Origin of the sequence: Ferrovibrio terrae, assembly GCF_007197755.1 — a bacterium.
Classification (GTDB): domain Bacteria; phylum Pseudomonadota; class Alphaproteobacteria; order Ferrovibrionales; family Ferrovibrionaceae; genus Ferrovibrio; species Ferrovibrio terrae.
Map to the genome: position 1 here is coordinate 1648489 of NZ_CP041636.1, position 11961 is coordinate 1660449.

The window sequence follows — 11961 nt, forward strand, 5'->3', positions numbered from 1 at the left end:
ATGATACCCTCGGATTCGGTCGTCAATCGTTAACAAGGAGCGTCTGGGGCGCCGCCCACTTCCACCCGGCAGGCCGCCCCGCTGAAACCCGGATTTGGCCAAAAAGCTGTTCATCAAGACCCATGGCTGCCAGATGAACGTCTACGACTCCGCCCGCATGGCGGACGTGCTGGCCCCGCTGGGATACGCCAAGACCGAGACGCCCGATGACGCCGACATGGTGATCATCAACACCTGTCACATCCGCGAAAAAGCCGCCGAGAAAGTCTTCTCCGAACTCGGCCACTGGCGCATCCGCAAGCATGCCGCGCAGGCCAGGGGCGCGGACGTCACCATCGCGGTGGCCGGCTGCGTCGCGCAGGCCGAAGGCAAGGAACTGATCAACCGCGCGCCCTTCGTCGATCTCGTGATCGGCAGCCAGGCGTATCACCAGCTGCCCGAACTGCTGGCGCGCGCCGAACGCGCGCGGGTGAAAGGCACCGGCGGGCGCGGCATTCTCGCCACCGACTTTCCGCCCGATTCCAAATTCGATCATCTTCCAGATGAGATCAGCGCTGCACCCGGACCGGTCGGCTATCTCGCCGTGCAGGAAGGCTGCGACAAGTTCTGCACCTTCTGCGTCGTGCCTTACACCCGCGGCGCCGAATATTCGCGCCCGGCCGAAGCCATCCTGCGCGAGGCTGATCGCCTGGTCGCCACCGGCGTGCAGGAAATCGCCCTGCTCGGCCAGAATGTGAATGCCTGGCATGGCGAAGGGCCGGACGGTAAAAGCTGGTCGCTCGGCCGACTCTTACGCGTGCTGAATGACCGTTTCGCCAAGACCCATCCTCACCTGCGCTGGCGCTACACGACGTCTCATCCGCGCGAGATGGGCGACGACCTGATCGCGGCGCATGGCGACGTGGCCGGGCTGATGCCGTTCCTGCATCTGCCGATCCAGGCCGGCTCGGACGCCGTGCTGAAGGCGATGAACCGCGGCCATCGCGCCGGGGATTACCTGCGCGTGGTCGAGAAGCTGCGTGCCGCTCGGCCCGACATCGCACTGAGCGGCGATTTCATCACCGGCTTCCCCGGCGAGACCGATGCCGATTTTGAAGCAACGCTGCGCGTCGTGCGCGAAGCGCGCTTTGCCGCCGGCTATTCCTTCAAATATTCCAATCGCCCCGGCACGCCGGGCAGCCTGCTGGGTAAACAGGTGCCTGACGCGGTCAGCAGCGAACGGCTCCAGGCGCTGCAGGCCCTGCTGCAGGAGCTGTCGGGCGACTTCAACCGTGCCTGCGAGGGCCGCGAACTGGATGTGCTGTTCCAGAAGCCGGGCCGCCAGAACGGCCAACTGATCGGCTATTCGCAATACATGCAGGCCATCTATGTCACCGATGCTGCGCTGAAGATCGGCGACCGCCTGCCGGTGACGATCGCCGGCGGCTATGCCAATTCACTTGCCGGCGAGATCGTCCGGCGAGAGGCCGCGTGACGCGGGCGCGGCACGGGAATCTTTTGGAAGCAACGAGGCTGAAGCCTGTGAGCGATGCACGCGGTCCGGACACATCCGGTCAACCGATCATTCTCGACTTCGATGACAACCGCGTGCTGGCGCTGCTGTTCGGCGAACACGATCGCCATCTGGCGCGCATAGAAGAGCGCATCGGCGTGGCGGTCGCCTCGCGCGGCAACCGGCTGATGATCACCGGCCCTGCCGAAGCGCAGGCGCAGGCGAAAAAGGTTCTGACCGATCTCTATCGCCGCCTTGAGGGCGGGGCGGAGATCGAGATGGGTGATGTCGATGGTGCAATCCGTATGACCCAGGGAGGTCCGATGAACGCTCCGGTGAGTGCGAAGCTGCGTGACAAGGCGGAACTGATCCGCGACGACCGGCCGATTCCGGAAGGTGCGGTGCGCACCAAGAAGCGCGTCATCCTGCCGCGATCGCATACCCAGAAAGTCTATTTCGACGCCCTGCAGAACAACGAGCTGGTCTTCGGCCTCGGCCCGGCCGGCACCGGCAAGACCTATCTCGCGGTCGCCATGGCGGTGAACTTCCTGCTGGAAGGCCGCGTCGATCGCATCATCCTGTCGCGTCCTGCGGTGGAAGCCGGCGAACGTCTCGGCTTCCTGCCCGGTGATATGCGCGACAAGATCGACCCCTACCTGCGTCCGCTCTACGATGCGCTCTACGACATGCTGCCGGCCGAACGCGTCGCCAAGGGCCTGGAGAGCGGTGAGGTGGAAGTCGCGCCGCTTGCCTTCATGCGCGGCCGCACGCTGGCCAATGCGTTTGTCATTCTCGATGAAGCGCAGAACACTTCGCCGGTGCAGATGAAGATGCTGCTGACGCGCCTGGGCGAGAATTCCCGCCTGGTGGTCACCGGTGACCTGTCGCAGATCGATCTGCCGATCGGCGTGCCCTCGGGTCTGCGTCATGCGCTCGACATCCTCGAAGGCGTCGATGGCATTGCCTTCGTGCGTTTCGGCGAAGCCGACGTGGTGCGCCACCCGCTGGTCACCAAGATCGTGCGGGCCTATTCGGCGCATGAACAGGAACTGGGCCTGTCGCGGCCCGATGCGGCCGGGCGTCCCCGTCGTGGATAAGTCCAACAGGTTGAATTGAGCCGCCGAATTTGCCAAAAAGCCCTGCACCATGCCCGACGGTTCCAGTATTGAGATCGATATCCGCATTGCCAGCAGCGCCTGGCGTGCGGCGCTGCCCAATCCGGCAGCCGCAGTGCGTCGCGCGGTCATTGCCGCGCTGAAGGCCGAACTGCCCGCCCAGAAGAGGGGCGCGCCGAAGACCAGTCTGAGCATCCTGCTCACCGACGATGCCGAGATGCGCAAGCTGAATGCCGGCTGGCGCGCCAAGGACAAGCCGACCAACGTGCTGTCCTTTCCGTCTGAAAATGCCATCGACCCGGCAAAGCCGCCGGCCTATCTCGGCGACGTGGCGCTGGGCCTCGCCACCTGCAAACGCGAAGCGCGCGAGCAGAAAAAGACGCTGGCCGATCATGTCGCGCATCTGATTGTGCATGGCGTGCTGCATCTGCTCGGCTACGATCATATGGATGACGACCAGGCCGAGGCGATGGAGCCGCTGGAAACCGTGATCCTGGCCGGTATGGGGATCGCCGATCCGTACAGGCTGGCGGCGCCGGCAAAGAAGAAGCCGGCCGCGAAGAAAAAACCCGCCAAAAAGAAAGCCGCGAAAAAAGCGGTGAAGAAGATCGTGAAGAAGAAGACCGCCAGAAGGCGGAAGGCCGCATGAGCGAGACGCGCGAAAACGGCGCCACACTCTGGAAGCGGCTGCTGACGCTGCTGCGCGGCCGTGGCGATGAATCTCTGCGCGACAGCATCGAAGAACTGCTGGAAGAGCATGCTGACGACAGCGCCACGCCGGAGGAAACCGCCGAGCGTGCGCTGCTGCGCAATGTGCTCGAAGTGGGCGAGCTGCGCGTTGGCGAGATTCGTGTGCCGCGCACCGATATCATCGCCGTACCGCTCGAGATCGACTTCGAGAAGCTGGTGAAGACGCTGGTCGATGCCGAGCATTCGCGCCTGCCGATTTATCGCGGCAATCTCGATGACGTGATCGGCATGATCCACGTCAAGGATGTGCTGCCTTATCTCTCCGGAGCGCGCAGCAACTTCTCGCTCGAAAAAGTGCTGCGCAAGCTGCTGGTGGTACCGCCGTCGAAATCGGTGCTCGAACTGCTGCGAGAGATGCGCGACACCCGAGTGCACATGGCCATCGTGGTGGACGAATACGGCGGCCTCGACGGCCTGGTCACCATCGAGGACCTGGTCGAGCAGATTGTCGGCGAGATCGATGACGAGCACGATGTCGCCGCCGGCGGCATGCTGATCCAGCGCGCCGACGGCGTGCTGGAAGCGCTTGGCCGCTGCCCGATCGACGACCTTGAGGAAAAACTCGGCCGCAGCCTGCTTGATCCCGAAGACGACGATGATGTCGATACCGTCGGCGGCCTGATCGTGTCGCATCTCGGCCGTGTGCCACTGCGTGGCGAGGTGATCGAACATCCCGCCGGGCTGTCCTTCGAGGTGCTTGAGGCCGATCCGCGCCGCGTCAAGCGCGTGCGCATCCGCCAGCTGGCGCCGCAACCCAGCGCCGATGTGGTCTGATCTCTAGATGACCCTGTCTTCAAGATGACGCTGCACGGCGCTCTGGCGGCCTGGCAGGCTTTGCGCGGCTGGCGCCGCTATGCTGCGGCGTTGCTGCTCGGTGTGCTGCTGGCCGCGGCACAGGCACCGCTGTCGCTCTGGCCGCTGGCCTTCCTCGCATTCATCCTGCTGTTGCATCTCGACGATGGCGGCCGCGACATGGCGGCGCGCCGCCGCAGCTTCTTCACGCTGTTCACCTTCTGCTACGGCTATTTTGTCGCCGGTCATTACTGGATCGGCATCTCCTTCTTTGTCGATGCGGCGAAATACGCGCTGCTGCTGCCGCTGCCGATGCTCGGCCTGCCCATCGTGCTGGCGGTGTTTCCCGCCACCGGCGCATGGCTTGCCTGGCTGATCGCGCGGGGCCATCGTCTGGCCTACATGCTGCTGATGCCGTTCGGCTGGCTGGTCGGCGAATGGCTGCGCGGCCATGTCGGCACCGGCTTTTCGTGGAATCTGATCGGTTATGTCTGGGGCGACTGGCCGGCGGCGATGCAGCTTGCGGGTTATATGGGCGCGCAGGGTCTCGGCCTGCTGACCATGCTGGCGGCCAGCGGCCTTGCTATAGCGCTGGTCCCCGGTCGTCGCATCGCACTCATGTTGCCCGCCCTGTTAGCTCTTGCGATGGGCCTGGCGTCGCTTCGCATGCCGGCAGACATCGCCATGCTGCCGGATGTCCATCTGCGGCTGGTGCAGCCCAGCATCGAACAGACTCTGAAATGGCAGGACGATCTGCGCCAGCAGCATCTGCAGCAGCATGTCGCGCTCAGCCTGCAGTCCCCAAAAACCAATCCCGAAAAGCCGCTCACGCATGTGATCTGGCCCGAGACTGCGATCCCCTATCTGCTGGATGAAGAACCCGGCCTGCGCGACGCGCTGGCGCAACGGCTGGCACCGGGAACGGTGCTGATCACCGGCGCGCCGAGACGAGAACAGCTTTCCGCCAATCCGCGCGACATCGCAGTCTACAACAGCGTCTTCGCGCTCGGCAGCGATGCGCAGATCGCCGCGCGGTATGACAAGGTGCATCTGGTGCCGTTCGGCGAATACCTGCCGTTCCGCAGCCTGCTCAAACCGCTCGGCCTCGATGCCGTGGCGGCCGGTGCGGTGGATTTCTCAGCAGGCCGTGACGCGACGCCCATCGCGATTCCGGGTTTGCCGTTTGCGCGTGTGCTGATCTGCTATGAAGCAATCTTCCCCGATGAATCGATGCAGCAGTTCGATGACGGAAAACCGGCGGCGGGTCTCCTGCTGAATCTCACCAACGACGCCTGGTTCGGTCGCTCGTCCGGTCCGTACCAGCATTTTGCTGCGGCGCGCTTCCGTGCTGTCGAACAGGGATTGCCGTTGGTGCGCGCCGCCAACAACGGCATCAGCGCCATTGTCGATCCATATGGTCGTGTCACGGTGCGGCTTGGCCTCGATGAAGTCGGCGTCGTCGATGGCGGTTTACCGGCCGCAACGGCAGAGCGTCCGCCTTACGCGCGTATCGGCGACGCACCTCTGCTCGCTTTTGCAATAGTCATTCTTGTCGCCGCTTTTGTCGCATTGCTCCGGACCGCAAAGCATTGACCACGTCGGCCCTGGAGGGTTTATTCGGGGGCGAGTTATTCCATTGTGTGATTGTGATTACCGTACAGAGTAGAGGGCAGTTCAGTGCCGAAGAATTCGGTTGATGTGCATGTTGGCAATCGTTTGAAGTTGCGCCGCACCATGGTCGGCATGAGTCAGGATCGCCTCGGCCAGATGGTCGGCCTGACTTTCCAGCAAATCCAGAAATACGAGAAAGGCGCCAATCGCATCGGTGCCAGCCGGCTCTATCAGTTCGCCACGTTGCTCGATGTGCCGCCGGCCTATTTCTTCGAGGGGCTGGAAGGCCAGCCGGTCACCGCCCGGGATGGCCGCACGCTGAGCGTTGCCGTGCCGGCCGGCAGCCCCGCCGCGTCAATCACGCGGGAAGATGTGGAATTGCTGCGGGCCTTCCGCGGCCTGCAGCAGCAGGGCCTGCGTCGCCGCATCATTGATCTTGTCTGGGCCATGAATGGCGACAGCGAGGCCGCAGAGCCCGCCGCCAGCCCCGAAACTCTGCCGGCAGCCTGATCAATCCGGCCGTTCGGGCCCCATACGGTCACGCCGAACAGGGTCATGCCCCAAGAGGGTCACGCCATTGTGCTTGACCATCGCGGCAACCTCTGCGAAATAACCGGACTTTCGCGTTTTCCCAATTCCGGCGTGCGCCAAGCGACCGGTGCGGGGGAACGTCAGCTTCGGGCCGGTTGGCGCGGCCGCTTGAGGAGATATAAACGTGGCGCGTTCCTCTTATCTGTTTACCAGCGAATCGGTTTCCGAAGGCCATCCGGACAAGGTCTGCGACCAGATTTCCGACGGCGTGCTGGATCTCTTCCTGAAGGAAGACCCGTATTCGCGCGTGGCCTGCGAAACCCTGACCACCACCAACCGCGTCGTGATTGCCGGCGAAGTGCGTGGCCCGAAGAGCCTGGTGTCGAAGTCGGGCGCGGTGAACAAGAAGAAGATCGAAGAGGTGGCGCGCGCCACCATCAAGAAGATCGGCTACGAACAGAAGGGCTTCCACTGGAAGACCGCCAAGGTCGACGTGCTGCTGCATGGCCAGTCGGCCGATATCGCTGTCGGCGTCGACTCCGCCGGCAACAAGGATGAAGGCGCGGGCGACCAGGGCATCATGTTCGGTTACGCCACCAACGAGACGCCGGAGCTGATGCCGGCGCCGCTGCAGCTGTCGCACAACATCCTGTCGGCGCTCGCCGCCGTCCGTCACAGCGGCAAGGAGCCGCTGCTGGGCCCGGACGCCAAGAGCCAGGTCACGCTACTGTACAAGAACGGCAAGCCGACCGGCGCCACCGCCATCGTGGTATCGACCCAGCATGCCGCCAAGGACAAGAAGGGCCGCGAGCTCGAGTCCGGCGACATCAAGCGCATCGTGAAGCCCTACGTGCAGAAGGTGATGCCGAAGGGCTGGATGTGCGATGACGAGCATTTCTACGTCAACCCGACTGGCCGTTTCGTCATCGGCGGTCCGGACGGCGATTGCGGCCTGACCGGCCGCAAGATTATCGTCGACACTTACGGCGGCGCGGCCCCGCATGGCGGCGGCGCCTTCTCGGGCAAGGATCCGACCAAGGTTGACCGCTCAGCTGCCTATGTCGCGCGCTATCTGGCGAAAAACGTGGTCGCCGCCGGCCTGTCTGACAAGTGCCTGATCCAGCTGTCCTACGCCATCGGCGTGGCCTATCCGCTGTCGGTTTATGTCGACACCTACGGCACCGGCAAGGTCGACGAGAACAAGATCTCGAAGGTTCTGCAGGAGCTGGTGAAGCTCAGCCCGCGCGGCATCCGCGAGCATCTGAAGCTGAACCGTGCGATCTATGCCCGCACCGCTGCTTATGGCCATTTCGGCCGCAAGCCGGAAAAGGACGGCGGTTTCTCGTGGGAGAAGACCGACCTGGTCAAGGACCTGAAGTCGGCCTTCAACGTCCGCTAAGGGCGTTGAAGCACCACCGTGTCTGACGAAGAGTCCGCGGCCGCGTCCAGACGCCTGATTTTCGGGCGTCGGCGCGGCCGCAAATTTTCTCCCGCCCGCGAAACGACATTCGCTGACTGGCTGCCGCGCCTGCGCATTGTGCTGCCGCCAGAAGGACGCGTGCTGACTCCGGCGGCGCTGTTCGCACAGCCGATGCGCGAATACTGGGTCGAGGTCGGTTTCGGCGACGGCCAGCACCTGTTTGCGCTGGCGGAAGCCAATCCTGATGTGGGGTTCCTCGGCGTCGAGCCTTATGAGCCCGGTGTGGCCAAGCTGGTGTCGCGCATTGCCGCGCGCGTGAATGCTGGCGGTGCCGACAATATCCGGATTCTCACCGACGATGCGCGCCTGTTGCTGAAGTCGCTGCCCGATGGCAGCATCGCGCGCGGCTTCACGCTGTTCCCGGATCCCTGGCCGAAGAAACGCCATCAGTGGCGTCGCATCGTCAACACGGAGACGCTGGAGCAATGGGCGCGGCTGATTCCGCCGGGCGGCGCGTTGCGGCTGGCCACCGATGTGCCGGATTACCAGCGCTGGATGCTGCGCCATATCCTGGCCGCGCCGCGTTTCGACTGGCTGGCCGAGACCAGCGCCGACTGGCTGCGCCGCCCGGCCGACTGGCCGGCCAGCAAATACGAGCAGAAGGCGATATCCGCCGGTCGCACCCCGCATTACTATCGTCTGCACCGGGTCTGAGGTCTTTTCCAAGAGGGCGCCGATGCCGTTTCGCCTGCTGGTGGCCGCCTTTGCCGCGGCGCTGCTGGCCACCCTGGGCCTGATGTTCGCCCGGGTGGCGACCACGCCGGCCGGCCTGCTGGACCCCCGCGAAGGCGATTTTCTGCTGCTGCACCATCTGGCGCTTGGCCTGTTCGGCGGGTTTGCCCTGCAGGTTTTCCTGCTTTACCGCCCTTTGACCGGGCTTTACCGCGCCCTGGCCTGGGGGATGGCGGGGTTTCTGGCCCTGACCCTGATGCCCTGGCTGGTCCTGCCCGAGACGGTACCCGGACAGATGACCGCCCGGCATCCGTTGCGCTGGCTGATCGTGGTGGCCTGCACGGCTGGCGGCTTTTGGCTGCTCTGGTCGCCGGGTATGGGCGAAAAGTCGCGCCGCAATCGCCGGCTGGCCGGCCTGGGCCTGATCCTGCTGCCGCTGCTGGCCGGGGCGGCGGGTGGCGACAATCCCGGCCTGCCGGATCCGGGGGCGGGGGTGCTGGGCGACGCCGCTGCCGATGCCGCGCCAGAGTTTGCGGTCTTGCGGGGACTCGGCCTCAACCTGCTGTTCTGGCTGCTGCTGGGGCTGTTTTCGGTGCTGACCGCCCGCCGGATCGTGCAACGGCCCCAGGGCGGTATGGGAGGCGGCACGGGGGGCGGCAGCGGGGATGGAGACGGCCGCGAAAACCGGCCCGGAAAGGGCCCGGAAAATGGCCCCGGAATCGGCCCCGGCATGCCCTGACCGGGTGGGTTAAAATGGGCGCAAAAGCCTTGCATTGGCTGAATTTGCCGCTATAACAGCGTCCGACATTGCTGGCCTGGTCCATGGCTGGATCGGGAAGAGGACATGGGCCGGACGGCCCATTTTTTATTTCTGCCAGTTTCACTATCCGCGCAGCGGAATGTGTACCCGGCGGACGTCCCGGGCCGGCACCAGATCGATGACAGGTTAGAACAGGAACCCACGCACGCATGGATGCGGCGACTCGGATTGCGAATTTGATTGCACCCACGCTGGAAGGCATGGGCTTCCAGCTTGTGCGCGTCAAGCTGATGGGCACCGAACGGCCGGTGCTGCAGATCATGTTCGAACGCGACACCGGCGGTGCCCCGCATGACGGCGGCATCACGGTGGACGATTGCGCCGATGTCAGCCGCGCGGTCAGCGCCGTGCTCGACGTGGAAGATCCGATCAGCGAGGCCTACCGGCTGGAGGTTTCCTCGCCGGGCCTGGACCGTCCGCTGATCAAGCCGTCCGATTTCGCCCGCTTCAAGGGCTTTGCCGCCAAGGTCGAACTTGGCCGTCCGCTCGATGGCCGCAAGCGCTTCCAGGGCCGCATCGGCGGTCTGGAGGGCAACGAACTGCTGCTGCGCGATGAGGAGAAGGGCAGCGAAGCGCGCTTGCCTGTCACCGACATCGCCACTGCCAAACTGATTGTTACCGACGACCTGATTACCGCGAGTCTCGCGGGACGCAGTGCGGCGGCGAATTGAGTTTCTACCGGTAAACGAGTTTCAAGGAACAGGAACCATGGAAACGGTAACCAGCTTCAACCGGCTCGAGCTGCTGCAGGTGGCTGATGCGGTCGCCCGCGAGAAGGCGATCGAGCGCGATGTCGTGCTGATGGCGATGGAAGATGCGATCCAGAAGGCGGCGCGCTCGCGCTATGGCCTGGAGAACGACATCCATGCCGAGATCGATCGCAAGAGCGGCGAAATCCGCCTGGAGCGTCATCTGCAGGTCGTCGAGAAGATCGAGAACGATGCCATCGAAATCGGCATCGGCGAGGCGCAGCGCCGCAATCCGGATGCCCAGGTGGGCGACGTGATCGCCGAGCCGCTGCCGCCGATCGATTTCGGCCGCATCGCCGCGCAGACCGCCAAACAGGTGATCGTGCAGAAGGTGCGCGAGGCCGAACGCGAGCGTCAGTATGCCGAATACAAGGACCGCATCGGCGAGGTCGTGAACGGCCTGGTCAAGCGCGTGGAATACGGCAACGTGACCATCGACATGGGCCGGGCCGAAGCGATCCTGCGTCGCGACGAGCTGCTGCCGCGCGAGACCTTCCGCCAGGGCGATCGCGTGCGTGCCTATATCTACGACGTGCGCCGCGAACCGCGTGGTCCGCAGATTTTCCTGTCGCGCTCGCATCCGCAGTTCATGGCCAAGCTGTTTGCCCAGGAAGTGCCGGAAGTCTACGACAGCATCATCGAGATCCGCGCTGTCGCCCGTGATCCGGGCAGCCGCGCCAAGATCGCCGTGCTGTCGAACGACAACTCGATCGATCCGGTCGGCGCCTGCGTCGGTATGCGCGGCAGCCGCGTGCAGGCCGTGGTGAACGAACTGCAGGGCGAAAAGATCGACATCATCAAGTGGTCGCCCGATCCGGCCACCTTCATCGTCAATGCGCTGGCCCCGGCTGAAGTGGCCAAGGTGGTGCTGGACGAGGAAGCCAATGCGGTTGAAGTCGTGGTGCCGACCGACCAGCTGTCGCTGGCGATTGGCCGTCGCGGCCAGAATGTGCGTCTGGCCTCGCAGCTCACCGGCTACGACATCGACATCCTGACCGAGGAAGAAGAGTCCGAGCGCCGCCAGAAGGAATTCCGCGAGCGCAGCCAGCTCTTCATCGACGCGCTGGATGTCGACGAGACGCTGGCCCAGCTGCTGGTCACCGAAGGCTTCACCAAGATCGAGGAACTCGCCTATCTGCCGGTGGAAGAGCTGGCCGAGATCGAGGGCTTCGACGGCGATGTGGCCAACGAGCTGCATGAGCGCGCGATGGAATACATCGACAAGCGCAACTCCGAGATGGAAGACAAGCGCAAGACGCTGGGCGTCAGCGACGAGGTGGCCGGTATCGAAGGCCTCACCCCGCCGATGCTGGTGGCGCTGGGCGAGAAGGGCGTGAAGACGCTCGACGATCTGGGCGATCTGGCCGGCGATGAGCTGCAGGAGATCGTCGGCGAAGGTCTTTCCAATGACGATGCGAACGCCATCATCATGGCGGCGCGTCAGCATTGGTTCGAAGGCGAGGAAAGCGGCCAGGCGTAAGCCCGGTCGCCGACGGGATCGCGCGATGCCGCAGCGGCGCTGTCTGCTGACCGGCCAGCGCGCGGACGCTGAAACCCTGTTGCGGTTCGCTGTAACAGGAGATTCGGTGGTGGTGCCGGATCCGGCGCATCGGCTTCCCGGCCGCGGGCTCTGGCTCGCGCCGGCACCGGATGCGGTGGGGCTGGCCGCGGCCAAGGGCATGTTCGCCCGGGCCGCGAAACGCAAGCTGCAGGTGCCGGCTGATCTGCCGGCCCGCAGCCAGGACGCCTGGACGGCCCATGTGGCCGGGCAGGTGAAGAAAGCCCGGCAAGCCGGGCTGGTACTGGCCGATGCGGCCGCAGATGCAGACACGGTGTCTGCCGATGCGAACGTGCTCGGGCTGGGGCGGCTGGCGCTGAAACGCTCGCCGCTGACACGGCGTGCGGTAGCCGATCTGGCGCTGCTCGCCCGGCTGGTCCCGCCCGCCTGA

General features: G+C 64.7%; 11 protein-coding genes and 1 pseudogene. All 12 read left to right on the plus strand.

The features are described from left to right. The first annotated feature begins 94 nt into the window (after positions 1 to 94). Complete coding sequence (gene miaB / locus FNB15_RS08065; RefSeq protein WP_144068208.1) at positions 95 to 1474, plus strand: tRNA (N6-isopentenyl adenosine(37)-C2)-methylthiotransferase MiaB; 1380 nt, start codon at positions 95 to 97, stop codon at positions 1472 to 1474. Between the two features lie 47 nt (positions 1475 to 1521). After that, a complete protein-coding gene (locus FNB15_RS08070) occupies positions 1522 to 2589 on the plus strand; it encodes a PhoH family protein (RefSeq protein WP_221932767.1) in 1068 nt (355 codons plus the stop codon). 49 nt (positions 2590 to 2638) lie between these two features. Continuing rightward, positions 2639 to 3130: pseudogene (gene ybeY, locus FNB15_RS08075) on the plus strand (rRNA maturation RNase YbeY); the annotation flags it as partial. Positions 3131 to 3252: 122 nt separating this feature from the next. Continuing rightward, a complete protein-coding gene (locus FNB15_RS08080) occupies positions 3253 to 4131 on the plus strand; it encodes a hemolysin family protein (protein ID WP_144068210.1) in 879 nt (292 codons plus the stop codon). Between the two features lie 24 nt (positions 4132 to 4155). Continuing rightward, positions 4156 to 5742, plus strand: coding sequence for an apolipoprotein N-acyltransferase (lnt, locus tag FNB15_RS08085; protein ID WP_144068211.1), 1587 nt, complete (start codon positions 4156 to 4158; stop codon positions 5740 to 5742). A gap of 84 nt (positions 5743 to 5826) precedes the next feature. Then, complete coding sequence (locus FNB15_RS08090; RefSeq protein ID WP_246068823.1) at positions 5827 to 6270, plus strand: helix-turn-helix domain-containing protein; 444 nt, start codon at positions 5827 to 5829, stop codon at positions 6268 to 6270. Positions 6271 to 6475: 205 nt separating this feature from the next. Then, on the plus strand, positions 6476 to 7690 hold the full coding sequence (gene metK / locus FNB15_RS08095) for a methionine adenosyltransferase (protein WP_144068212.1): 1215 nt from the start codon (positions 6476 to 6478) through the stop codon (positions 7688 to 7690). 159 nt (positions 7691 to 7849) lie between these two features. Then, entirely contained in the window at positions 7850 to 8425 is a 576-nt protein-coding gene (gene trmB, locus FNB15_RS08100; RefSeq protein WP_221932768.1) for a tRNA (guanosine(46)-N7)-methyltransferase TrmB, read from the plus strand. A gap of 22 nt (positions 8426 to 8447) precedes the next feature. Then, positions 8448 to 9182: a CbtA family protein gene (locus FNB15_RS08105; protein ID WP_144068214.1), complete on the plus strand. Its 735-nt coding sequence runs from the start codon at positions 8448 to 8450 to the stop codon at positions 9180 to 9182. A 230-nt stretch (positions 9183 to 9412) separates the two neighbouring features. Then, positions 9413 to 9934 (plus strand): ribosome maturation factor RimP, encoded by a 522-nt coding sequence (gene rimP / locus FNB15_RS08110; RefSeq protein ID WP_144068215.1) that lies wholly within the window; start codon positions 9413 to 9415, stop codon positions 9932 to 9934. A gap of 37 nt (positions 9935 to 9971) precedes the next feature. Continuing rightward, positions 9972 to 11492, plus strand: coding sequence for a transcription termination factor NusA (gene nusA / locus FNB15_RS08115; protein ID WP_144068216.1), 1521 nt, complete (start codon positions 9972 to 9974; stop codon positions 11490 to 11492). 25 nt (positions 11493 to 11517) lie between these two features. Continuing rightward, the gene (locus FNB15_RS08120) at positions 11518 to 11961 is read left to right on the plus strand and encodes a DUF448 domain-containing protein (RefSeq protein WP_185973772.1); all 444 of its coding nucleotides are present in this window, start codon (positions 11518 to 11520) and stop codon (positions 11959 to 11961) included.